At 44.1% G+C, this 23,997-nt stretch carries 19 protein-coding genes; 13 read left to right on the forward strand and 6 right to left on the reverse strand.

What is annotated here, in order from left to right; translation table 11 throughout:
• Positions 1–85: 85 nt before the first annotated feature.
• The gene (locus tag OH461_RS01625; protein ID WP_270018903.1) at positions 86–853 is read right to left on the reverse strand and encodes a hypothetical protein; all 768 of its coding nucleotides are present in this window, start codon (positions 851–853) and stop codon (positions 86–88) included.
• 211 nt (positions 854–1,064) lie between these two features.
• On the opposite strand from OH461_RS01625, the gene OH461_RS01630 reads away from it, so the two are divergent.
• The 5 genes from OH461_RS01630 (at position 1,065) to OH461_RS01650 (ending at position 8,999) form a co-directional block, all read left to right on the forward strand.
• A complete protein-coding gene (locus OH461_RS01630; RefSeq protein WP_270018904.1) occupies positions 1,065–3,005 on the forward strand; it encodes a putative Ig domain-containing protein in 1,941 nt (646 codons plus the stop codon).
• Positions 3,006–3,163: 158 nt separating this feature from the next.
• Positions 3,164–3,751, forward strand: a complete 588-nt coding sequence (locus tag OH461_RS01635) for a sigma-70 family RNA polymerase sigma factor (RefSeq protein WP_270018905.1) — start codon at positions 3,164–3,166, stop codon at positions 3,749–3,751.
• A gap of 6 nt (positions 3,752–3,757) precedes the next feature.
• Positions 3,758–6,700 (forward strand): serine/threonine protein kinase, encoded by a 2,943-nt coding sequence (locus OH461_RS01640; RefSeq protein WP_270018906.1) that lies wholly within the window; start codon positions 3,758–3,760, stop codon positions 6,698–6,700.
• Between the two features lie 275 nt (positions 6,701–6,975).
• A complete protein-coding gene (locus tag OH461_RS01645) occupies positions 6,976–8,511 on the forward strand; it encodes a hypothetical protein (RefSeq protein ID WP_270018907.1) in 1,536 nt (511 codons plus the stop codon).
• A 41-nt stretch (positions 8,512–8,552) separates the two neighbouring features.
• The gene (locus tag OH461_RS01650) at positions 8,553–8,999 is read left to right on the forward strand and encodes a TM2 domain-containing protein (protein WP_260258941.1); all 447 of its coding nucleotides are present in this window, start codon (positions 8,553–8,555) and stop codon (positions 8,997–8,999) included.
• 70 nt (positions 9,000–9,069) lie between these two features.
• Here OH461_RS01650 and OH461_RS01655 read toward each other — a convergent pair whose 3' ends face one another.
• Together OH461_RS01655 and OH461_RS01660 are read right to left on the reverse strand one after the other, a co-directional pair.
• A complete protein-coding gene (locus tag OH461_RS01655) occupies positions 9,070–10,491 on the reverse strand; it encodes a DEAD/DEAH box helicase (RefSeq protein ID WP_270018908.1) in 1,422 nt (473 codons plus the stop codon).
• A gap of 223 nt (positions 10,492–10,714) precedes the next feature.
• Positions 10,715–11,893 carry a quinone-dependent dihydroorotate dehydrogenase gene (locus OH461_RS01660; protein ID WP_270018909.1) on the reverse strand — a complete coding sequence of 393 codons (1,179 nt, stop codon included), beginning with the start codon at positions 11,891–11,893 and terminating at the stop codon, positions 10,715–10,717.
• Between the two features lie 133 nt (positions 11,894–12,026).
• Between OH461_RS01660 and OH461_RS01665 the strand changes: the two genes are divergently transcribed.
• Entirely contained in the window at positions 12,027–12,668 is a 642-nt protein-coding gene (locus tag OH461_RS01665) for a hypothetical protein (RefSeq protein WP_270018910.1), read from the forward strand.
• A gap of 68 nt (positions 12,669–12,736) precedes the next feature.
• Here the strand turns inward: OH461_RS01665 and OH461_RS20105 are convergent, their stop codons facing one another.
• The 3 genes from OH461_RS20105 to OH461_RS01675 are packed head-to-tail and all read right to left on the reverse strand — an operon-like array spanning position 12,737 to position 15,655.
• Positions 12,737–12,892, reverse strand: a complete 156-nt coding sequence (locus tag OH461_RS20105; protein ID WP_443088430.1) for a FeoB-associated Cys-rich membrane protein — start codon at positions 12,890–12,892, stop codon at positions 12,737–12,739.
• A 6-nt stretch (positions 12,893–12,898) separates the two neighbouring features.
• The gene (feoB, locus tag OH461_RS01670; RefSeq protein WP_270018911.1) at positions 12,899–15,397 is read right to left on the reverse strand and encodes a ferrous iron transport protein B; all 2,499 of its coding nucleotides are present in this window, start codon (positions 15,395–15,397) and stop codon (positions 12,899–12,901) included.
• A gap of 24 nt (positions 15,398–15,421) precedes the next feature.
• On the reverse strand, positions 15,422–15,655 hold the full coding sequence (locus tag OH461_RS01675) for a FeoA family protein (RefSeq protein WP_270018912.1): 234 nt from the start codon (positions 15,653–15,655) through the stop codon (positions 15,422–15,424).
• A 227-nt stretch (positions 15,656–15,882) separates the two neighbouring features.
• On the opposite strand from OH461_RS01675, the gene OH461_RS01680 reads away from it, so the two are divergent.
• From OH461_RS01680 to OH461_RS01710, 7 genes are all read left to right on the forward strand, one after another.
• Entirely contained in the window at positions 15,883–16,194 is a 312-nt protein-coding gene (locus tag OH461_RS01680) for a hypothetical protein (RefSeq protein ID WP_270018913.1), read from the forward strand.
• A 43-nt stretch (positions 16,195–16,237) separates the two neighbouring features.
• Positions 16,238–17,023 (forward strand): DUF4198 domain-containing protein, encoded by a 786-nt coding sequence (locus tag OH461_RS01685; RefSeq protein WP_270018914.1) that lies wholly within the window; start codon positions 16,238–16,240, stop codon positions 17,021–17,023.
• Between the two features lie 89 nt (positions 17,024–17,112).
• Positions 17,113–17,418 (forward strand): hypothetical protein, encoded by a 306-nt coding sequence (locus tag OH461_RS01690; protein ID WP_270018915.1) that lies wholly within the window; start codon positions 17,113–17,115, stop codon positions 17,416–17,418.
• A 3-nt stretch (positions 17,419–17,421) separates the two neighbouring features.
• Complete coding sequence (locus OH461_RS01695) at positions 17,422–18,291, forward strand: ABC transporter ATP-binding protein (RefSeq protein WP_270018916.1); 870 nt, start codon at positions 17,422–17,424, stop codon at positions 18,289–18,291.
• Positions 18,291–19,907, forward strand: coding sequence for a DUF4857 domain-containing protein (locus tag OH461_RS01700; protein WP_270018917.1), 1,617 nt, complete (start codon positions 18,291–18,293; stop codon positions 19,905–19,907). Before OH461_RS01695 ends, OH461_RS01700 begins: the two co-directional genes overlap by 1 nt.
• Before the next feature lie 156 nt (positions 19,908–20,063).
• Positions 20,064–21,626, forward strand: a complete 1,563-nt coding sequence (locus OH461_RS01705; protein WP_270018918.1) for an alpha/beta hydrolase-fold protein — start codon at positions 20,064–20,066, stop codon at positions 21,624–21,626.
• A gap of 26 nt (positions 21,627–21,652) precedes the next feature.
• On the forward strand, positions 21,653–23,626 hold the full coding sequence (locus OH461_RS01710) for a TonB-dependent receptor domain-containing protein (protein ID WP_270018919.1): 1,974 nt from the start codon (positions 21,653–21,655) through the stop codon (positions 23,624–23,626).
• Positions 23,627–23,997 lie beyond the last annotated feature (371 nt).

Below are 23,997 nucleotides of genomic sequence, written 5' to 3' on the forward strand. Positions count from 1 at the left end.
AATCCATTAATGAAATAGCCCTCATATAAGAGGGCTTTTTTGTATTCAGAGAACTGTTTGTTTTCAGAGAACAATGAAAAGCCGTTTAGTTGTTTGTGTAAGGTACGATCAATACCGCGTCTTTTACCGCAAAATTTGCCGCTGCTTGTTCACTGCTTTGGCGGCCAATAACTGACGCTCTTGGGATGACGACAAACACCACCTGAGGTTTGTCCGTTACTTTTTTACCGCGCTCTAAATCTTTGTCTAATCGATAGGCATCAATATAAACTGTAAGCACCGTATCTTTGTTGTCACGTTGTCGAACGAAGAAAGATCCCAGTTCATGCACTGCCCCCCACACCGAATTAAGCGGATTCTCTTTGGCACTAGGCAAGTAGATGTCGTAACTGCGGTTGGGCATAGAGTTAGAAACATTATTGATTGATACGGTTAGACGATTATCAACATATTGCCCACCTTGAAAGGGCTTTCCTTCGCGTTTTTTATTGTCAAAGCTTGCGCCTTGGCAGGAGCGCGTTTGCGGTTTTTTCTGATTAAAACGGTAAGTGGCGCAGCTAAATTCAGCCACCAATTTTTGAATTCCCTTAACTAAATTGGGGGAGGCATACGCATCTAACTCATATTGACTTAGCGTACGGATTTTAGGAAAAAGTTCAGGTGCAGAGTCACGCCATTTGGCGTTGTAAGCGAGCGGAATAAAGCGATTGTCTTCGATGGCAACTTTCAGAACGTTGTTGGTGTCATATACTCGTGTGCCTTTGTCATCAATACTGACCCAAGCTAAATTATTGTAGTTTGCAGTGGCAAAGCCAGAAAACAGTCCAAGCAGGCTAAGCAGTAGTAAACGCATTAAATGCTCCTTCCTTGTTCAGCAATCAATCCTTAATCTACTTTGACATGAAATTTATAAAAATTCGCCTGTTATCAGAGCGCTACATGAGTTCATCGGCACAAATGTGCAATAAAGTGAAAAAACTTTGCGTATATTTGGTTGGTTTTCGTACCTAATACTATTGATTGAGATTTGGCACTCTTACCTCATCAACACGAGGAGAGTTCAAATGAGACCATTACTATTACCTATTTTAGTTTCCACCGCCCTAGTTGGATGTAATGGGGGTAGTAGCGCAGATTCAGCCCCTGAACTTGGCGGCCAATTGCGTACCTTAACCGCCATTGATGGCTATCTAACTAATGCGCAAGTGATGACAGGGCCAAACTGCACCATAGAGTTAGGTGTCACCAATCAACAAGGCCAATATTCAATCACTGAGCAGCAGTTAAACGATGGCATTTGTATCCAAGCGGTGGCGGGTGAAACGGTTGATTTAAGCCGAGGCGTGGTCACAAGCGATTTCTCTCTGAAAGCCGCAGATGGCTTTGTTGTCTCACCATATTCGCACATGGTGGCTGAGTATCAGGCACAGGGTCAGTCACTTACTCAAGCGAAGCAGAAAGTGGTTGATTTGGTCAGTGCATTAGGCGCAGACAGCGACTTGGTGTTTTCCGATTATCTGCAAACGGCTCAGCAAGGCAGTGATTCTGCTCAAGCGGTGGCGATGATTGGTGAAACATTAGTTGATCACCAATCGAATTCCATTGAGCAGCAAGCTGCTGTTGTTGAAGCTATCGTGGCTGATGTTGCTCCTGCTGTTGTTGATCCTAATACAGATTTTAGTGATGACTACGTGCCAACCGTGACGGTTAATCAAGATGGTTCGGTGCAGGTGGATGCTAACCATAAGCCGAGTCTGATCGAAGCGATGCAACCTGATGATCAAATCGCTTGGATGGGTTTGCCTTATCCCGTAGTGGATGTGTCTGAGTGGTTTGAAGACAAAGACGCAGATTCTCTATCTTACGAGTTAGATATTGCCAATGAAGACACCACGTTAGGCCTCTCGATTGACCCGACCAACTTACTGCAAGGAACGCCAGATAAGCTGGGTACGTTTGAAGTGTTTGTAGTGGCGGTTGACGAACATGGTACTCGCTCTCATGCGTCTTCTTTTACGCTAAACATTCGTGATCAAAATAATGCACCGCAGTTAGACAGCCAAGTAAACAGTCAGCTGCAAACGCTGCTCAACCAGCAAAATATTGTGCAAGACTCCGCATACAGTCAATCTTTTCCATTAACGGGTTTATTCACCGATGCTGATGGGGATGCAGTGACTTACAGTCTTGTTTCTTCTACTGCGCCTAATGGTTTGAATTGGGCGGTGCAAGGTGAACAGTTAGTCGCATCAGGAACACCCACACAAGTTGGCGCTTATCAACTTGAGCTACGCAGCAGTGATGGCTACGAGCTAAGCGCATCGACACAATTTAATTACCAAGTAGTCGCGCCAGCAGCGGATATGCCGCCAGTGGTTAATCCGACCAAAGCCACTGAAATGCAAGCATGGTTAACCAGTTTGGCGTGGCAGGAAGGGGTGTACATTAAATCGAGTTTTGATACTAGCGGACTATTTAGTGATGAAGGGCATGTCAGCATTAAAACCAGCGGCTTTGGCGTCGATGGCATGATGAGTTGGATTGATGCTAATGAGCATGTGCACTTTGAAGGTACGCCTACACGTGAAGCCACTTTTTCCTTTGACGTATTAGGTATTGACGAGCAGGGACAAACTTCAGACTTTACGCTTTATGGCAAAGTCAATGTCGCGGGTAACGGTAAGCCAGTATTGGATTGGGTTGAGTATTCAAAAGTTGAAGCTGAAATATCCGCATGGGATCTCACACAAGGTGTCCCGTTCACAACGTCAATTGATGTGTCAGGGTTATACAGTGACCCTGAAGGTGACGCACTGACACTCAAACCAAGTGGTTCTGATGTCGGTCTTGTCTACACCATTGACCAACAAGGCGTACTGCATGTAACGGGTACACCGAATAGAGTATACGACAGTAACCCTATCTATATTTCGGCAAACGATTCGGCTGGTGGCACAGATAACTCGCGCTGGACAGACGCAAGATTTGTTTTCCAGATTCATTGATTTAGCTTTGCAGTGGCGATTTGCTCGCCACTGCGGCTAGAAACTCGATAAATTTGAATGGAATGAAGGAAATAGTTAACAAAACCGATCAGGTTGAATATGGCAAAGCGCAAGATTCTTGTACGATAGAGCCCGACGAACTCATAGGGATCACAATCATGTCATTACAAGATATTGAGCACGCGACTCAACTATTGATTGGTTGGCAAAGCCGAGATAAGCAAGCGAGCCAAGAGCTATTTAAGCACGTTTATGCCGATATTAAAGCGGTAATCACTAAGCTAACTCAAACTAAGCGACCAACAGATACTTTATTGCAAGACAGCTCAGTAACCGAATTAGCAAATGAATCGGTAATCAAGCTGCACCGTTGGCGTCAAGATGAAGTACCGATGGAAAGCCGCCGAGATTTTTTTGAGTATGTTCGTGTTTCTGTTTGGCATTTATTGTTTGGTATTCCTCATCACAAATTAGCCGATGGTGACGAAGAAAAAACACAGCTGATTGAGCAAGTTGATGAAGTGATGCCGGCAAGCTTTTCTAGCCAGCATGAGCTTAATAGAGACCTCTATCTCGCCTTAGAAGAAATGAGAGAGCGCTACCCGCGCCAATATGAAGTGTTTGAGATGAAGCATTTCACCATAACCAATAATAGCCAAATAGCCGAACTGCTAGAGATTTCAAAACGTACCGTAGATAACGATTTGAAATTTGCTCAAGTTTGGCTGCAAAAGAGATTGAGATAACTTTTTATGCCCCATTCTTTAGATGCTACCGAGTTATATCTGGAGCTACTTGAAGCCTCGCCAGAAGAACAAAAGCGAAGACTTGCCGAGATTGCTCAGCTTGACCCTATGATAGCGGACGATCTGGCCAATATGCTTGAGGTTGACGTAGAGGAAGATGAAGTCGAGCTCGGCAGCTATGTGTCATTTGCCACCGCTGATGAGTCGATTATCGGCAGTGAAGTGATGGGGTTTAAAATTGTCGACCTTATTTCAGATTCTGGCGGAATGGGGAGGATCTATCGCGGTGAGCAAGTGGTCTCTAATTCAGATGGCGAGCGACGTTCTCACTATGCTGCGATCAAAGTGTTACGTAGTGAAGTCATTAGCGCCAAGCAGATGGAGAAATACTTCTTCCGTGAAGCATCAAGCTTAATCGAGTTAGACCACCCAAATATCTGTCGCGTATTTGGTGTGGCGGAAGTGTCAGGCCTTGCTTGTATCGTAATGGAATACATTGATGGCGTGACCTTAGACGAGTGGTGCCAGCAAGGACAGGATGTAACAGAAAGAACGTCGGTTGTTGGGCAAATACTACAGGCAATGCGTTACGCGCACTCGCGCCATATATTCCACGGGGATTTAAAACCGCAGAACATCCTTATCACGCCCGATAATAGTGTGCGAATTATCGACCTTGGCCTTGCCAAACGCATTGAAGAATCTCAATTGCAATCGGGTGAGCAGTCATATATCCGAGGTTACTCCAAACAATGGTCATCGCCAGAGCAAATTGAAGGGCGGTGGAGTTACTCGCAATCGGACGTCTTCTCGCTAGGCAGAATTGTGGATGCGATTTACGACGCCAACAACCCGTCATGCCGATTACCGAGAAAGCAACAAAACAAAGAGTTAGCAGCGATTCTTACCAAAGCTACGCAGCACGATCCTTTAAAGCGTTACTACTCTGCGGCGGACTTATTGGCTGATTTTCAGCGCTTGCATGAAGGTTTCCCTGTTACTCCCTACCGTAATGATGCCATTTACCGATTCAGTAAATATTGCCAAAGACACCCTTGGCGCATCGGTACCTATGCTGTAGCCATTGCCAGTTTGTGTGTGGTGGCTACGTTGATAGTTCGCAACAATATTATGTTGCAAAAGAAGCAGCGCTCCAGTGAGCAGATCATCGCTCAAATGGAGAAAACGCTCAGCAACAACTTACCGTCGCTCAGTTATTACTACCAATCGCAAACCGTTGATGAAATGTATAAATCGGCGGCGAAAGAGTGGCTGAAAGGCACTCAAGAATTAGAAGTAGATGCGCGCTACTCAACCGGGATGTCTTTGGTCAGTGGCTTGTTTGATACCCAACAGCTGGATATTGCCGATAAAGTCTTACAAGCGGTAGGTTACGAGCAATTAAGTAAGCGGCAAAGAATCCAAGTTGATAAATGGCAGTTTAAAATAGCAGGCGCTCAGCATTTGAAAACGAATTACATGCTAGGTGGTAGTGCAGTCACAGAGCAGCTTTGGTACAAAAATCCCGAACTGATTGAGCCTGTCAGTTTCGACCAAGAGAAATTAGATTACTACCTGACTGGTATTGATGAAGAAACACTGACGAGAGATGAGTGGCTGACCGCCTTTTTTGCACTGGGTGTCATTCGTCCATTTGAAAAACAGCAACAATTGGAAAGGTTGAAGTGGGTACGCCAAAAAGTAGAACAGTTCGTTGATACTAGGCAATGGAACGCTCAGAGCTTGGAGCAAAAAATAGACTATTTGTCCGTGTTTGCCATTCAGCAAACCAATGGTCCTATTCTGACCGGTATCGGCTCTCCTTTGCTGGATGAAGACCGTTCAGAATCTGTTCGCCAGCAGATTTTTGCTCTGGCAAAACAATCACAGCAGCTTTCATTAAGCCAAAAGCAGCAGGTTGCTTACATTGTTTCAGGTGTGGCTAAAACAAGTGAAGAAAACCAGATATCAATCGATATTTCGATGGCGGTGATTCAAGACAGTGGTCTAAAGCCAACCGAGTATCTGCTGATGACTCAATCTGCGCTAAACCAGTTCACGACCAATGATTATCAAACTAGCCGCGAGGAGCTCACTGCTTATACGCAAAACATCCTAGAGAATTATCAGTATGCATCTGCAGGTTTACTTTCTGCGATTAACATGCAGAGTGAAAATGCGCTTAAATTAGGCTTACAGGAACAAGCGAGAAAAATTCTTACCCTCAAAAATGATCCTGCTATTACACAAAAAGCGGATTACAACCAAAGTGGAACATTGACAGCTGAGTTTATGTTGGCCGTACTCGATCGAGATATTGAACAAATCGACTACACCACTAAGGCCATCATGCAATTTAAGGGTATTCAAGCAGAGAATTTACTCAAGTTCGTTGGTAAGTTTGGCCCTGGCGAAGACGGTTATTACTATCGCACCAGTTATCACGTGTTTCATTCAATGGCCAACGAAAATTGGCCAGCGGTCGATAAATCAACAGGAGTAAATTTAGACCAGAATGACCCAAGTAATTTGCTTGCAGCCTATGCAAGTATTGTTGCTGGTAACTCGGGGCGTGCATTAGAAAGAGTGGGGGATGTTAACCGTCTTTGGGTGCGTTTAGGGGAGTTCAATGACTTACCAATGCCGTTAGTCAAAGATGCGGTTAGCGAAATCTACTTTTTGTATGGCCGTAAGTCAGACCCTAAAGTAGGCTTTGAAGGCTTACGTACTCAAGCGAATATGTATCACTTCAAACAGCAGAAAGATAATGTCCTCGCTGCGAAAAACATGTTGTTCCAGTTCGGCCTTTCACTACGCAATAATCCAACCAAGCAGCAGATCCAGGAATACCAGCAATGGCTGGATAGTTCTCCCGCATTAAAGCAACTGCCGCAGAAGTATCAGCGATATTACGTCCACTTGATTGAAATGATTAACACGCACAGTTAATTGGGCAAAAGAAAATCATAAAACACGCAAAACGAATGAAAAAACTTTGCGTGTTTTTTGCTTTTTTACGTACCTAGCGAGCCTATCCAGAATCCTTACACTACAAGTCAATTGCACGAAAGATGATCTAGTTCTAAAGTTCAAAGCTAGCAAATGAGTTAATGATAGTTTTATAAGTTATTAGCACCAAAAGTGTTAACTTGATTTTGCAACATTCAGTGACATTTCACATTTTCGTACCATAATAACTGACTGAATTAAAAGGATATGACTCGATGAAATTTCGTACGCTTGCAGTGACGCTAGCCTCAGCATTTGTCTTTTCAACACCTTCTTACGCGTTTTTTGGCTCTGGACTTCCGAGTGATTCTGACTTAGAGAAGCAAGCCACCGCGGATCTCTCGCTCTACCCAGGATGGAAAGTTGTCGATGTAGATTCAGGTAAGGAGATGCCAATCAATAAAGAGTGGCTGTCGATACACCAATTAGGTCAAGCTCTTGGTTCTGAGAAAAGTGAAATAAAACAATACCACCTTGATGTCGAAGTTGAATTTGTTGGTAATAATCCATTGCTAGCGAAAATTGGTGTGGTTGATGACACCACTTATCTTACCTCTATTTTGCAACCTGGTGATAAAACGGTTTTACGTAGCGCGTTTATCAATGTGGATTACAGTGATAGCGACGATGAGTTCTTTACGATTGTTGAAACCAAAACATTAGACAAAATGGTGTCTAGTCATCGTAAAGCGCAGAAGGACATGCAAAATGGCTACTATCAAGTTGTAGATAAAAGTGATCTCGACGACGTAGTGGAGAAAGCAGAGCAATCTGTGTCTAAACACGCTGATATGGTTAAGACGTTACAAGGAAAACTTGATACGGTAGAGGCGGATATCACTCGTTTAAGTGAGCGTAAGCAAGCTTTATATGATGATAAAAAACAACAGAAGCTAGCGTTAGACGAGCAGCAAAAGCAGCAGTCTTTAGATTTCAAAGAAAAAGATAAAGTGGCTTACAACCAATCGCTGGATGAGAACAAAGCCCAGTTCAACCAGTTGCGCGATCAACTGAAAGCGCAAGCGAACGAGCTGAAATCTGAGAAAAAAGCGACTGAGAAAGCGTTAAAGGCGCATATTAAGCAACTACATAATGATGCAAAGTTAGAAGCTAAAGCTCAAATTAACGAGGTTAAAGCGAAGTATAAGCAGCAAAAATCGGATGCGAGTGATACCAAAAAAGAATCTTTAAGTGCATTAAAAGCGGAAGAGAAATCGCTATTAAATGCCAAGAAAGAGTCACTCGATAAAGACGCTTATAAAGTGGCTCGTGAGCAGATTAAAGCTGACTTTAAAGCTCGTAAAGAATCGGTAAATGCACAATACAAGCAAGCCGTTGAGATTCAAAGAGCACAACAAGATAAAGAGATTGCGGCGATTGAGCTGACGCGTGACGAGAAGCGTGAAGCAATTGATGCAGCAACTTACTCAGAGTTTACTGACAAGATCTCATTGCTAGAGCAAGACTTAGAGATTAATGACCAAGATTATGATGCTTCTCGTCAAGATGAGAAAGCACGTAGAGAAGAGCTAGTGGCGGAGTTTAGAGCGCATGAAAAATCGTTCAATCAGCAACTAAAGCAAGCTCGTGATGATTTTGATGCGAAGTTTAAAACAGAGTTCGCTCAATTTGAGACAGAGTCAAAAGCTCTTTATCAGCAAAAGAAAACAATTCGTAGTAGTAAGCTAAAGGCGCAGAAAGTGGTGGATCAATCACAACGTGTCATCAGCATCGCTAAACGAATTCAATAGGCATAATCAACAAAACTAACAACGATTATTTGGAGTCGAAAATGAAGGGTACCGTTCTAGAATTTAACAGCGATACGCGCGAAGGTTTAATCTCAGGTGAAGATGGCCAGCGTTACACACTATCTGCAGATGACTGGCGTGGTCAAAGCCTACCTAAACAAGGTAACAAGGTAGACTTTACTGTTGCTGATGGTGCAGCTCAATCTGTATTCCCAGAAGCTTCTTCTGGCGGTTCAGCAGGTTCTAAAAAACTGGTTGCTGCACTACTAGCATTCTTCCTAGGTGTATTTGGCGCGCACAAATTTTACCTAGGCTACACCAAACAAGGTGTAATCATGCTGCTACTATTCCTATTTGGTTTCATCCTACTAGGTATTCCTAGCCTGATCATCGCTGTGATTGCATTCATTGAATTCATCCTTTACCTAATCAAGCCTGATGATGAGTTTGAGCGTATCTACGTAGATGGTAAGAAAGCTTGGTTCTAATTTGAATTAAGTACTAATAAACAAAAAGCCAACGACATGTCGTTGGCTTTTTTCTTTTCTTAACTAATCGTTAAGCGCTTGGCGCTGATGCTTTGTTGTTAGGTTTACGCCTTGGCTTGTTGTTTGGGCGCTTGCTGTTATTGCGCTGTGGCTTGTTGCCTTGGCGTTCACTGTTCTCGCCATTGCCAAATCGGCGCTTAGGCTTACCTTGAGTCGGTTTTTTACCAGCTGGTTTTTGGCCTTTAGCTTGGTTGTTAGCGTCACTATTTTCAGACGCTTGTTTTACCTTTGGTTTTTTCGGCTTCTTAGGTTTCTTCGGTTTAATTGGGCGCGTGTCTAATTTTGATTCAGGCAGCTCATTAGTTGGCTTGAACCCTTCAAGTTCTAAACGTGGCAACACTTGTTGAATCAGGCGCTCGATACCAAACAGTTCTGCCGCCTCATCCGCACAAACCAAAGAAATCGCTTTACCTACTTCTCCCGCTCGGCCTGTACGACCAATGCGGTGAACATAATCTTCGGCAACATGTGGAATTTCAAAGTTAACCACTTGTGGCAGTTGTGGAATATCGATACCACGTGCAGCGATATCTGTCGCGACTAAAACACGAATCTCGCCAGATTTAAAGTCAGCGAGTGCTTTAGTACGTGCACCTTGGCTTTTATTGCCGTGAATAGGGGCTGCAGTGATGCCTTGATCGTTCAAGTAGTGAGAAAGGCGGTTTGCACCATGTTTAGTGCGGCTAAAGACCAAAGTCTGCTGCCAGTTACCGTCTTGGATGAGCTTCACTAGCATCGGCGCTTTTTTACGCTTATCTGCTGGATAAATACATTGCTCAACTGTTCGTGCTGTTGAGTTTGCTGGGCTTACTGAAATTTCTACTGGATTGTTGACTAAGCCTTTCGCTAATTGACGAATTTCGTCAGAAAAGGTCGCTGAAAACAGTAAGTTTTGGCGTTTTGCTGGCAGTAGGTCGAGTATTTTGCGAATGTCGCGAATAAAGCCCATATCGAGCATTCGGTCTGCTTCATCTAGCACTAAGACTTCTAGCTGAGAAAACTTAATCGCGTTTTGGCTGTAAAGATCCAACAGACGGCCCGGTGTTGCGACCAAAATGTCGCAGCCCTTGCGCAGTTTGAGCATTTGCGGGTTAATTTTAACCCCGCCAAATACCACAGTCGAAGAGACGCGAAGATGGCGGCTGTAATGGAAAATGTTTTCTTGAATCTGTGCGGCTAACTCACGAGTCGGCGTCAGAATTAGGGCACGAATATGGTTACCTTTTACACGAGGTCCTTCGCTTAGTTGCTCAAGGATTGGTAAGGTAAAGCCAGCCGTTTTACCAGTACCGGTTTGAGCAGCAGCCATCACATCTTGGCCTTTCAATACAGCAGGAATCGCTTGTGCTTGAATAGGGGATGGTTGTTGATAGCCTTTTTCTTCAATAGCTTTAAGAATAGGGGCGGAAAGACCTAACGAGGTAAAACCCATAAATGACAATCTCAATAATTCGAAAGTTAGACGCTTCAATGCCGTTTCAATATGCAGCGAGCGCAAAAGTGCGTCATTTTGAGGCTTTTACGCACAGGCATCAACTCATTATTGCTAATTTCGCCAGATAAACGTTTTGGCCGCACAGTCTAGGTGTATGAGAAAGGAAATATAACAATGGCCTAGGGTGAACTAGGCCATGAAAGCTAAATGCGAATGTAACTTAAGCCACGTCTTTTACTTCGTGTGTTGGCTCTTCGACAGACTTGAGTTTTGGTAATGGGTTACGGGAACCAACCGCTTCTTCAATGGAGTTGAAACCGTCTTCTTTAAGCAGTTTAACCAAACCGCGGTTAATTTCGCTGATGCTTTGTGGGCCATCGAAAATCAAAGTGGTAATCATGTGGAGCAGGCTCGCACCAGAGGTGATTTTTTCGTAGGCATCTTTAGCCGTAAATACCCCACCGACACCGATGATGGTGAGTTTACCGCGCGTGCGACGGTACACATGTCGAATGACATTGGTTGATATGCGTTGCAGCGGCAGGCCGCTCATTGCCCCTTTGTGATAAGGCAGTTCTTCTTTCACGTATTCTTGGTTGTGAGCAGGCTTCGCCAAGTTAGTGAGCACAACGCCATCAATGTTATGTTCCATACAGCAATCGACGATGGTATTAATTTCATCTAACGTCATGTCAGCAGCAAGCTTAACGTAGATAGGGCGGCCTTCTACGCGATGTTCGTTTACTGCAATTAACAAGGCATCGAGGTTGGCTTTGTCTACAAAAGGTTCGCCATCTTGGGTGTTAGGACAACTGATATTAATGGTGTAGTAGTCACCAATATCTTTAAATAGACGCATGGTTTTGGTGTAGTCATCAATAGAGTCTTGTAGATCAAACTCTGGGGTGATGTTTGATTTTGCCGCGTTGATCCCGACTCTCAGAGGGCCAAAATCGGTATCTTTCAAGCGAGATGAGATTTTCTCAGCACCTTGGTTATTCAGACCATACCAGACTAAAATAGATTTTGATTTCACCATGCGAAACAGACGCTTACCCGGGTTGCCGGGGCAAACTTCGCCAGTGAAAGAACCAAGCTCGGCGAGACCAAAGCCGATGGATGGGTAAATACTGGTGAGCTCGCCATCTTTATCAAAACCAGCGGATAGCCCTACAGGGTTACGATATTTGATGCCATCGACTTCGGTGTTCAAGCTTTTGTGGTCGTAGTTGAACATTGCCGAAGTTAATGATTTGGTTAAGGGGTTTGAGCCGAGGAACACACCGACGCGTTTAAACATGTAGTGTGCGTTTTCTGGGTCCATTAAGAAAATCAGCGGGCGTATAACACGGTAGATTACCTTCAGCGTAAAGTTGCGCAATCCGACTATGAAACTCATTCGTTTCTCCTTACTTTCTTGTTTCACGTTGTTATTAAAATAATCGTGACCTGACTAATCACAATTAAATCTTAATAGTAATCATTCTCATTTTGATCTATATTTTGTGAAAACTGTGATATGAGGAGAGATTATGCGCAAGATGATGGCTCAGTTAATGAACAGGACTGTTGCACAAAGCTCGCCGTCTAATACTCGAATTGGGCAAAATCAAACTAAGCAGTGGCAATCGAATGGTCATACCTATTATTTGCTCGATACGTTAAAGCTCTGCTACCAAAGTCATGCAGGCTTAGTTACCTATGAGCGGGTTTCACAAGAGAGCATTGCCCCCCTGTGTAGAGAGCTGTCACGAGGCAATTGGATTCGACCAACACTGACGGCACATATGCCATCTCTATATACTTTATCGGTGTGTGGTGTGAGCTGGGAAGAGCGTCAGGGCACGACCAGAGTGAAAGCCATTCCGGATGCAGCTGCCATGCGTTTTGAAGATATCGACCGTAGGGCAACGGAAGCGAAGTTTCAGAGTATCTATCGGCGCAGTGATGATGCGGTCACCCCGTTTGCGGATATCGGTGAGTTTGATAAAGGGCTACGCCAGATACACAACCTCTCAGTGAATGAGTTTTTAGAGATTCTATTGGAATGTAACCAAGCCGTCCCTGAGCGCCTTAAACAAGTGTTGCTGATTAAACCTGATAACTTTGAATATCGCTTTACGCGAAGTGAAACCGAGTTACTTGATCAAGTGAGTTGTGCGTTAACCCGTTAGTGCTTAACAGCTAGCCTGAATTGAGATGGGAAAAGGGGCGAGAACGCCCCTTTTAATTTGTGTTTTGCCTATGAGTGCTTTTTGGTTTTTTGCGCACTAGGACATGAGCTGCAACCACTACATCCAGGCTTTTTGAATAGCTTTCGATAAATGTAAAAGCCTGCTCCGCCCACCGCTACTGCCACGATAGCGATGTCCCAGAATTGTATTTCTTGACCATACATACTTTGCTACTCCGTCATTCTAATTGGAATTTCTTTTGGCATTTTGCGCTTCAGCCACCAATCTTTCATCGCAATGATGATTAAGCCCAACAAGCCGGTAAAGTAAGCGCCTGTCATCATTGCTACGCCACTCAAGCTAAAGGCGGTACCGATGGTATACACTGCCGTAGCAACCGCAAAGCCTAGTGCGGTAGGTAAGAAGATTGAAAGCAGCATCCATTTGTATTCGCCAGTTTGAACTTTGATCATCATGACCGTTGCCAAGCATGGCGGGTAAAGAATAAAGAACAAAATCAGCGCTACTGCTGCGAGTTCACCATGGTCGCTTAGCTCTGATGACTCACCCATACGATCTTCGAGCTTCTGGTTGCTGTCTTCATCTTGTTGGAACAACACACCTAGCGTCGCTACGCTGCTTTCGCGCGCAGCAAAAGAAGAGAATAGGGCAACGTTAATCTTCCAATCGAAGCCTGCGTATTGAGTAACAGGCTCCAAGCTGCGACCCATGCTGCCAAGTAGCGAAGCTTCAAGGCGTTCTTCTTTCATTTCACGGCGAATCTTCTTACGCGCTGATACCACTTTACGTAGGGCGCGGTGAGTTGTCTTGGCAGATTTATCCCCTTTCGCTGGCGCGATGATGGAGAAGAACAGTTCGTCGCGAGCTTTAAAGTCTTCGTTAACTTGTTTTGACGCCTCAGCCCCTTTTGCATTGAGCTTAGCGCGTTTGAAATCGGTGTAGAAGTTTACCAGAGCAGGTAGAGACTCGGTGGTGATAGACTCTGCGTAATCAGTTTTTGCAATCGCACGTTCAAACTTAGCGACCGCTTTTTCAGCTTCAGCTTGATATTTCGCTTCACTCTCTTCAGGCACGCCCGGGAACTGTAGCAACACGAAAATGACGGTTGAAACGGCAAGAACAATGGTGCCGACTTTCTTGATGTAAATCCATGTACGCTCAATAGAACGGGTAATCACACTGCGCACAGTCGGCAAGTTGTAACGCGGCAGTTCCATGACAAATGGTGATGGTTGCTGATTACGGAGTACCGTGGTGGTCAGAAGTTTTGCCACAAGTAGTGCTGCAATTATGGTGATGGTTGAGATGTAGAACGTCATCAATGACTTATCTTCGACAAAGAAAATACCCAACAGCAATGTATAGAGCGGGACTTTTGCCAAGCAGTTCATGAAAGGAACGGTCAAGATAGTGGCTAAACGTGCTCGGTTATCGGGGATGCCCTTAGTCGCCATGACGCCGGGAACAGCACAACCACCGGCAAATACACCCGCTAAGATCATTGGCAGTGTACTTTGACCATGCAAACCAAATTTACTTAACGCTTTGTCAGCAATGAAGGCAATACGTGCCATGTAGCCTGAATCTTCAATAATGGCGATCAGGGCGAACAAGATTAAGAAGATCGGAATATAGTTCAATAGCGTGTTGGCTGAATCGACGACCCATAAACCAAGAGCACGGGTGTAAGGGTCATGTAGGAAGCCAGCGTCAGGCAAGATAGCGGCGATAATCTCTCTAAACCCAGCCAGATAAGGCCACCAATAGTTGGTGAGCTCGTAGCCATAAACGATGGCGCTTTGATAGATAATAAATACGGTTGCAATAAGAAACACAGGTGCGCCAAAACGGCTTAGTACCATACGGTCAATCTTACTGGTGATAGAGGGTTTATCAGATTGGCTAACTTGGGTTAAACAGCTATCAAGCAGTTGCGCCACTTTCTTTTGACGTTGAGCTACGATGTAGTCATTGATTTGCCCATCTAACTGCTTAACAAGCTTTTGCTGCTGCTCGCTTACGGTTTTCTCAATAGTTTGCCAAAACTCGGTGTCTGCGTGCTGTTCTAACCACTGCTTTGCTTCTTGATCGTTTTCAAGCAGTCGCAAGCTTAACCATCGCTTGCTTGGCAGGTCGTCAATATTGGCCAGAGCTAACTGACGACTGATGGAATCGATCGCTGGCTCTAGTTCAGAATAGTCGATGTGGAAATTGCTCACTTTTGCGTGCGCGATTTCATTGGAGATTTCGCTCACCCCTTTCCCTAATCGTCCAACACATTCAATCACTGGTAGGTCGAGTTGCTCGGCTAGTTTGTCAGCGTCTATCTCCATACCTTCTTTGCGCACGACATCCATCATATTGAGTGCCACGACAACCGGTAGTTCCAACTCGAGCAATTGGAGGGTCAAATGCAAAGAACGACTCAAGTTAGCCGCGTCCATCACGTTCAGTACGCAATCAGCTTGTTCTTCTCTTAGCGCTTTACGAGCGACACGCTCTTCAAGAGAAAAACTGGTCAGGCTGTATGTGCCCGGTAAGTCAATAAGTTCAAACGCACCGGCTGCATTGCTGAAGTAACCTGTTTTCTTATCTACTGTCACGCCAGGGTAGTTAGCCACATGTTGGCGCGCGCCCGTGAGCATATTGAAGATGGTCGACTTACCAGCATTTTGCTGTCCGGCCAGTAATATTTTTTTTCTTTGCATTGCTACAACTCCATTTCTGCGATGCTACGACAGGGTTTCGATCAACACGGTTTCAGCTTCAGCGGCTCGGATGACCACATTGGTTCGACCCACTTTGATCTCGATAGGGTCACCGAGAGGGGCGTAACGAACAAATTCGATTTCAGTCTGTGGAATGAGACCAAGATCAAGCAATCGTTGTCGTACCATGCCTTCAGAAAAATGTGCAGAAATTACGCCAGTGTCGCCTGGTTTCAGGCTCGTAAGTCTTTGTTTCATAATTGTTATCAATAGTTGTCGGGCTAGGGGTAAAGGAGGGTGCTAACTCTCACATGCAAATGATAGTAATAATCATCCGGTTTAAGTTTGACTTAGATCAATACGAGTGAAACTGATAATCGCTATCAATTCACACTCTGGTCAATTAGGGTCTGGATATGCACTTAATTGACAATATTAAAGATAAATTACCATTACTCGACTACTTCACAGAGTGAGGATATCTCATGAAGAAATTAACTTTAGCTATGCTTATTGCCGCTGGCGTACCGAGCATCGCAATGGCTCACACACCTCTATTTTCTTGTTACGACTTCGGTGACAACACAATCTTGTGTGAAGGTGGCTTCTCTGACGGTTCGTCGGCTTCTGGCGTAGAAATGTTAGTTCTTGATGCTGATGGCAAAGAGCTTATCAAGAGCGAAATGTCTGAAGACGGTGAGTTCGAATTCCAAAAGCCTGAAGGCAAATACAAAGTGGTATTCAATGCAGGCCCTGGCCATGCACTAGAAATTAACGGCGAAGACATCGTCGAATAATTACAAAAATCTATATCTGTCTATTTTTTAAGGGAACAAACAAATGAAAAAGGTTTCACTAATGGTTGGTGCGGCAGCACTAGCAGTTTCTGCAGCTTCACACGCGCACTTCCAACTTCTATACACTCCAACGTCACAGCTAGAAAAACCAGCAACACTAGACATGAAACTTGTGTTCGGTCACCCAATGGATAACGGTCACGTTATGGATATGGGCGCACCTGAAGAGTTCTTCGTCGTATTCAAAGAAGAAAAAACTGACCTTCTTAAGAACCTTAAGCAAATCAAATGGTCTGGTCACGATAACCAAGCGAACGCTTACCAAGCTGAATACAAAGTTCGTCGCAACGGCGACTACATCTTCGGTGTAGTTCCAGCGCCTTACTACGAAGGTGGTGAAGACATCTACATCCAACAGATCACTAAGCGTTACATCAACAAAGGTGGTCTTCCAACGGGTTGGGATCAACCAATTGGTCTGAAAACTGAAATCGTGCCTAAGAACAAGCCTTACCAAGTATTCGCAGGTAGCACGTTTACTGGTCAGCTTCTTTCTGAAGGTAAGCCAGCAGCAGGCGTTGAGTGTGAAATCGAATGGATCAACACTAAGATCGATTCTGCAGCAAACTCATTTGGTAAAGATACATTCCGTGAGCCACCAGCATCTGCAATCGTAGCGATTACTGATGACAACGGTATGTTCACTTTCGGTATCCCAACTGCGGGTAAATGGGGCTTCGCATGTCTAGGTTCAGGTCCAGATACTGAGCACAAAGGCAAAGAGCTTTCTCAAGATGCAGTGCTTTGGATTGAAGCTCAAGAGCTTTAATTTCAATTTTACTCAATCTAATACAAAGCTGGCTTAGGCCAGCTTTTTGCCCTTTAAAGACAATAAGAGATCAGCAAGAGGGACATTCAATGAAAAGATTTTTTTTCGCTTCTGTTTTGGCAATGACTTCGTTATCAAGCTTTGCTCATACCGCTTTAATGGCTTGTTACGATGAGGGTAATGGCTACATTACCTGTGAAGGTGGGTTTAGCGATGGCGCAAGCGCCGAAGGGGTAGAGTTTCGTATTGAACAAAATGGCTCAGTGGTCATGGAAACGAAACTGGACGAATTTGGCGAAGTTTACTTCGAGAAGCCAAAGGGTGATTTTACGGTATTGCTTAATGGCGGAGAAGGTCATGTAGTACATGTGGATGGTCGCGATATTACGGAGTAAGCCATGAAAAGGGACTCAGCGGTTATCTCAATTGAAAACCTCAGCCACAGTTATGGCGAGAAGAAAATCTATCAAGATCTCAACCTAACCATTGAGCCGGGCACTAAGTTTGGTCTGCTTGGAAAAAACGGGGTGGGTAAGTCCACGCTGATTAATTTGTTGATGGGGTATCTTAAACCTCAACAAGGGGAGTGTTTAATCTTTGGTGAGCCTGCTCATTACCTGACAGCGGATACTCGGGCCAGAATCGCACTACTCTATGAAGGGTTTATTAGCTATGACTCGATGAGTGTCGAGCAAATCGAGCAATTCTTTTCTTCTTTCTATCCTCGTTGGCAAAAACGATATTTTAATGAGCTGGTGGCTTTGATGGACATCAGCATGCAACAGCCTCTTTCTTCGCTTTCTTTTGGACAAAAATCTCAAGTCGTACTTGGCCTATTGTTGGCACAAGACGCGGACCTACTCATTTTAGATGATTATTCAATGGGGCTTGACGCGGGTTACCGCCGCCTCTTCGTTGACTACCTATCAGATTACCTAGAAGGCACGAACAAAACGGTATTGATCACCACGCATGTCATGAGTGACTTGGAATCGCTGGTGGATCAGGTAGCGATTGTTGATCGGTCAACCGATGTTTATCAAAGCAGCATGCTGGAGTTCAATCAGCAGTTTGCTTGTTATCAAGCAGCCCATGAAGTGAAGCGAGAATCGAGCAGTAAAATTCATCGTGTGGAGCATTATCGCAACCAGCATTTGGTTTACTCTTTTGCGCCTGTTAAAGAGTTGCAGCAAGAATTAGGTATTGACCTTATGCCCGTTGAGATGAATTTTGAGCAGCGCTTTTTAGGTTATGTAGGGAAGTACTAATGAGACTAAGTGCAATCTATCAAAAAGAGTGGTTAAAGCTGCGTCGAATGTTTGCAGCGTTGCTGATTACAAGCCTATTTATCGGCGGTTATTTTGTGTTTGATTTGGTGGGGCAATTTGCCAACATCGAACCAGAGTCGATGATGTGGTATCGCTTGGTCCACTTGCAAGATAAGCCCTATTCATGGCTTAGCTACGGGTTTATTTTTATCGCGATTATCGTGGCGTGCTGTCAGTACATACCGGAAGTTCAGGGCAATAAAGTGCGCATATTGGCACATTTACCTTGGTCGTTGAATATAGTGGTCGGCCAGCATGTTATCGCTGGTAGTGTGGCTATATTTATCGCGAATGCCATCATTATCGGTTTTGCGCTCGGGGTAATGAATCATTACTACCCAATAGATTTGGTTTGGCTAACAGGGCAAGACTTACTCTATGGACAACTTGCGGCTATTGCTGCCTATTTGGGCTTAACGGCGGTCATTGTTGAAAATAACTGGTGGCGTAAAGCAGTAAAAATAGTGGCGACATCGCTCACTGTCATTTTGCTATTTAAGCCTCATTTTCAATGGGTGGATTTGTTATATTCCGCTCTGATTTTGTGGCTATTATTACTGGTAAAAGACAGTTTTTTAAGCGTGAAAACAAGGCGTATAGAATGGGTGGGGTTTACTGCTTCGCTACCCGTGATTATCGCTGCTTTGTGTGTGTCGAATAGTTGGGATTTTTACCAGAAATATGCAGTGAAGCATACCAAGTTTTATTTATTCCACTCAGCCATGTTGGATGATTTCGTTTATCAGAGAAATGCAGAACATCATCAGTTTTTCTATGGCACAACCCAACATGATTTAACCAAGCAAGAATTTGAACAAGCATTGCCTTTTGTTTACTGGAAGAACTTAGATATCCAAGGAAAGCTGCCGATTACAGTTGGTGAAACGACGTACAATAAGCAGCAAATACGCACATCACGTTTAAGCCTACAATATGATCCTACTCGTTTAGATCTGTTAGAAGTTCCACTCTATCCATTATTTAACCCTGACAGTGCGCTCGGAGCGATTCGTTTTCCTGAGCAAGTATTTGTTACTCATGCGGAGCAGTTGACTGTTTACGACGCTGAAACAGCGAAAGTAAATAGCGAGTTAACTCAGGAGCTTAATCAACTAGCGAATGAGAAAGGTATGAGCTTTCCTATTCAACATGTGTGGGGTAAAACCACGAACATGAAGCCATTTGACTGGGGTTACTTCATTTACGATGCAAAAGGGCATTTGTTTAATTTAAAACGCGGGGATGACATTGTTTCTTTAACGCGCGTGGATGTCGCTTCTGAGGTGGATGAATTAGTGTATCTGCAAGTATCAGAAAATCGCCACAAAGCGTTTTACGGTTACGCGGTAGCAAAAGATAGCCAAGTGTATTTGATTTCTTACCCTGATTATCAATTTATTCCACTAGCGCTCGATGAGTTTGATCATCGTACTATGTCTTTCCAGTTGTTGTCTGACCCGTTGAATTATTTAGTTCGCTACGATGATGGCGAACAATACCATGCGGTGACATTTGATAAGCAGTACAAAAAATTGGTCAGTACCCAATTTGAATAAACCAAAGGCGCTACTTAGCGCCTTTTTTATTAGATAAGAGGTGCGTTTATATATTGTTTATAACTAATTGTTCTTTATTTAATTTATAAAACTATCTTTACCCATTAGTCATAATTTGTATAATTGTTGCACAAAGTGAAATGATAATTATTTTCAATGAATAGACTAACCCTTCTGATGTTGATATTACCTCTCGCCAATAGTGCTCACGCTAAGTTTGAGTCACTTGAACAAAGCTACTTAGTTGACGGTCAACGCTTAGTACCGATTCAAGTCGAGAGTGGAGAATACCTCCGCGGCGGAGTTCAAAGTGATCAAGCGCTTGTTTCGGCTGCGATCGTTGATGCTAATGGTCAGGTGGTAAAACAAATCGTCAATGAAGGGGATAAGGACGGTGAGCTGTTTTGGTTCGTTTCCCAAGGTGGGCAGTACCATCTTAATTTGGAGAGCGTTAACCCTAACAGTAAGGTTGAGGTTGAACTTGAATCTAAGCCACTTAAAGCGGATCAAAGTGTTGATCCAAAAGAAGAAGTAATTAGCCCTACATTGCTGACTCTTATCGGCAACATTAACCAGCCTAACTCTGATGCTGAAAAGGCTTTTTGGCAGTCAATTGAGAAAACCGGAACACCACTTATTGAGCCGAAAGCAGATGGCAGTGCATTGCTTACGTTCTTATGGAAAGGTGATGAAGATAATGTTCGTTTATTCGGTGCACCGTACGATGGTCATACGAACTTATCCCGTATTCCAAACAGCCAGATTTGGCACAAGAGCTACCAGATCCCAAATGGCAGCCGACTTTCTTATCGTATCGCGCCCAATGTACCTCAGCTGAAGTCTAATGACTGGCGAGAACAGCGACGCGCGGTGTTAGCGACATCCGCTTATGACCCACTTAATATTCGCCCAACATTTGAGGGTGATGATAAGTTCGGTGCTGCCTCAACGATTGAATATGGCGATATTATTTCTGACCAATACACGCACGATATTGGTAGCCCTAAAGGTTCTGTAAGTGCATATAAAGTAGAAAGTCACATCCTTTCGAACACTCGTAGCGTTAAGGTATATCAGCCCCACCCGAGTTATAAGGTTGCTAAAGATGCGCCATTACTGATTGCTTTCGATGGTGACCAATACCTTAGCCGAGTACCGACGCAAACTATTCTAGATAACCTCATTGCTGAGGGTAAAGTACCGCCAATGCGGGCTCTGTTTATTAATCATCCTAAAAAACAACTGCGTGGCAAAGAGCTTCCACCCAATCCTGATTTTGCCAAGTTCATGGCAACGGAATTGATGCCATGGGCGAAGGAAACTCTTGATATCCAGCCTTTGTTTGCCAACACCGTTTTAACCGGGTCGAGTTATGGTGGTCTTGCCTCTATGTATGTGGCGCACCAATACCCGAATGTGTTTGGTAAGGTGTTGAGTCAATCCGGTTCATTCTGGTGGGGTCCGTCAAAATTTAGCTCTGAGTGGCTAACCGATGAAATTGAAGATGAGCCAAAGAATACGATTCAAATTTACATGAATGCAGGTGTGTTTGAACTTCAACCCGAGCACGCCAACATAATCGATACCAATCGAAAACTCTATAAAGTGCTGCAGGAGAAACAGTACAAGGTTGAATTTGAAGAACTGGCAAGCGGGCATGATTACTACAGTTGGCGCGTCACTATAGCCAACGGCCTAATACATCTATTCAAATCATAAGTGACCACTTAAAAAGGAATATTATTGTGTTTAAATCAAAACCCAGTGTAGTGGCGGCTGCACTGGCACTTAGCATACCTTCAGTTTATGCAAACACTAGCTCAAGCGACGTTTCGGAAGTAATGGTTGTTACGGCAACGAAAACAGAGCAGTCGCTTCAAGATGCACCAGCATCAGTGACGGTCGTAACGAGTGAAGAGCTCAATCGTTTACCGGCAACGGACATCACGACAGCACTGCAAAATGTAGCAGGTGTGCGTATCTCTAAAGCAACCGGAAGCGAGCCTAAGATTGTTATTCGTGGCCTTAAAAACCAAAACTCAGCGAATGATAACTTTGCACTGGTGCTAGTTAACGGTCGTCGTGTTACTTCGAGCGAAACGCTGATTCGTGGCGCAACATTCGACCTATCCAGTGTCCCTATGAGTGCGATTGAGCGAGTCGAAGTGATTCGTGGTCCAATGTCGGCACTATACGGTAGTGAAGCGATTGGTGGTGTAGTAAACATCATTCTTAAACAGCCTACGAACGAAACCGAAGGCGCATTCTCTGTTACTTACAGCACCCCAGATGACAACAGTGCAGACGCGTCTAACCCAGGTGACGACGGTGAGTTTACTAACTTCCGTGGTTATTTAAGCGGCGCGTTAGTGGACGACAAACTATTGTACACCGCGTCGGTTGATTTAAGTGATCGCAATCGTTGGAACCCAGACAATGCCGGCCCGACATTCCAATCTCAATCAGAGCAGCAACGCTCAAGCTTTAACACTAGCTTGATTTGGCTTGCGTCTGAGAGCACAACCGTGACATGGGATGCGGGATACTCAGATGATGAGCGTGAGGAAGGCGCAACAGGATGGGAAAACTTCTATGATACGCAGAAGTTTACGTCAGGCCTTGAGCTAAGTAATGATTGGTCATGGGGTAGTAGCGACATTCGCTATTTCTATGAGCGTACGCATATCGATGAACAGGCTGCTCACCCAGCGGTCGGTTCAGGTGAAATTGAGCAAGTAAACCATACTGTTGATGGCAAAGTGGCTGGAAGCATTGGTGATATCCATTATGTTACCGCTGGCTTTGACGTTTCTCACACAGATTTAGAGAATGAGCGTAGCTACTCACAGCAACCATCAGTGCAGCAAAGTGCGTTTTTCCTACAAGATGAGATCAGCTTTACTGATGATTTAGCGCTGACATTAAGTGGTCGATTCACTCATCATGACCAGTTCGGTAGCGATTTAAGCCCTCGTGCTTACTTGGTTTTCAATGCAACGGAAAACCTCACCTTTAAAGGTGGTTATGGTGAAGGCTTTAAAGCGCCAACCATGTTCCAATCGGATGAAAACTTTAGCCTGATCAGCTGTGGTGGTGGTTGTTACTTGATCGGTAATAAAGATCTTGTCCCACAAACGTCTAAAACGTATGAATTTACTACTTTATACAGCCAACCGACTTGGTACGTCCAAGGTACGATATTCTTCAACCAAATTAATGATTTGATTGACCGTGATACCACGACTCAAGTTGGCACTGCGCCAGACGGCAAACCTCAGATCCAATATGTCAACTACTCACGTGTAGAGACTCAGGGTATCGAGTTAGAAACGCAGTTTGACGTAACGGACAGCATTTATGTGTCAGCTGCCGCGACTTACATTGATTCTGAAGACAAAACTACTGGTCTTGAAATGCTGAACTCACCAGATTGGTTGGCAAACGCAAACATCAACTGGGCACCAAACTATGATTGGAGCCTATTTGCGGGTGTGAACTACACCGGTAGCCAGTTTAACGAGCAGCGCGGTGTTCCACGTTACGAGCTTGATGGTTACTCAACAGTAAACCTTGGTGCAAGCTATGCAGTAACGGATGTATTTACCGTTAAAGCGGGTATTACTAACTTGTTTGATGAGCGTTTAGATGAGTCTGAACTTCAATACGAAGAGCAAGAGTTTGGTCGTACTTACTACTTAACGATGGATCTTCAGTTCTAATCATTATCAGTTGATAAGAAGTGCAAAACGCGCGAGGGAACTCGCGCGTTTATTCGTTGGGTGTCATAAAAAATTCATTTTATATGCGTTGAGGAAACTTCAAAAATTCATCATATTGTAATCATGGTGTAACAAATCAACGATTGGTGAAGAGGTAACTATGCAACAACAAGAAATGATTCAGCCTTCCAATTTTGGGGTAATTAGCCGTATTAGCCTGTTCTCCTTGGTTGGTATTTTAGGTGTATTTCTATTGGTCTAATTCATTAGTTTAATAGTCTTAACAAGTGTGTGGGTACTAACTTATTTTGTGCTTTGGCTAGATCCCACTAACTTGCCTGTGCTAATTTGCCATTAACTGTCGATGTTAA

Source organism: Vibrio sp. LaRot3, from assembly GCF_027587025.1.
Lineage (GTDB): Bacteria > Pseudomonadota > Gammaproteobacteria > Enterobacterales > Vibrionaceae > Vibrio.

Excerpts from the sequence above, each read along its gene's own strand:
- OH461_RS01655 (WP_270018908.1), bottom strand. The coding sequence starts at position 10,491 with ATGGGTTTTACCTCGTTAGGTCTTTCCGCCCCTATTCTTAAAGCTATT.
- feoB (WP_270018911.1), bottom strand. The coding sequence starts at position 15,397 with ATGCAAAGAAAAAAAATATTACTGGCCGGACAGCAAAATGCTGGTAAG.
- OH461_RS01625 (WP_270018903.1), bottom strand. The coding sequence starts at position 853 with ATGCGTTTACTACTGCTTAGCCTGCTTGGACTGTTTTCTGGCTTTGCC.
- OH461_RS01680 (WP_270018913.1), top strand. The coding sequence starts at position 15,883 with ATGAAGAAATTAACTTTAGCTATGCTTATTGCCGCTGGCGTACCGAGC.
- OH461_RS20105 (WP_443088430.1), bottom strand. The coding sequence starts at position 12,892 with ATGTATGGTCAAGAAATACAATTCTGGGACATCGCTATCGTGGCAGTA.
- OH461_RS01645 (WP_270018907.1), top strand. The coding sequence starts at position 6,976 with ATGAAATTTCGTACGCTTGCAGTGACGCTAGCCTCAGCATTTGTCTTT.
- OH461_RS01700 (WP_270018917.1), top strand. The coding sequence starts at position 18,291 with ATGAGACTAAGTGCAATCTATCAAAAAGAGTGGTTAAAGCTGCGTCGA.
- OH461_RS01690 (WP_270018915.1), top strand. The coding sequence starts at position 17,113 with ATGAAAAGATTTTTTTTCGCTTCTGTTTTGGCAATGACTTCGTTATCA.
- OH461_RS01705 (WP_270018918.1), top strand. The coding sequence starts at position 20,064 with ATGAATAGACTAACCCTTCTGATGTTGATATTACCTCTCGCCAATAGT.
- OH461_RS01660 (WP_270018909.1), bottom strand. The coding sequence starts at position 11,893 with ATGAGTTTCATAGTCGGATTGCGCAACTTTACGCTGAAGGTAATCTAC.
- OH461_RS01695 (WP_270018916.1), top strand. The coding sequence starts at position 17,422 with ATGAAAAGGGACTCAGCGGTTATCTCAATTGAAAACCTCAGCCACAGT.
- OH461_RS01650 (WP_260258941.1), top strand. The coding sequence starts at position 8,553 with ATGAAGGGTACCGTTCTAGAATTTAACAGCGATACGCGCGAAGGTTTA.
- OH461_RS01630 (WP_270018904.1), top strand. The coding sequence starts at position 1,065 with ATGAGACCATTACTATTACCTATTTTAGTTTCCACCGCCCTAGTTGGA.
- OH461_RS01665 (WP_270018910.1), top strand. The coding sequence starts at position 12,027 with ATGCGCAAGATGATGGCTCAGTTAATGAACAGGACTGTTGCACAAAGC.
- OH461_RS01640 (WP_270018906.1), top strand. The coding sequence starts at position 3,758 with ATGCCCCATTCTTTAGATGCTACCGAGTTATATCTGGAGCTACTTGAA.
- OH461_RS01635 (WP_270018905.1), top strand. The coding sequence starts at position 3,164 with ATGTCATTACAAGATATTGAGCACGCGACTCAACTATTGATTGGTTGG.
- OH461_RS01685 (WP_270018914.1), top strand. The coding sequence starts at position 16,238 with ATGAAAAAGGTTTCACTAATGGTTGGTGCGGCAGCACTAGCAGTTTCT.
- OH461_RS01675 (WP_270018912.1), bottom strand. The coding sequence starts at position 15,655 with ATGAAACAAAGACTTACGAGCCTGAAACCAGGCGACACTGGCGTAATT.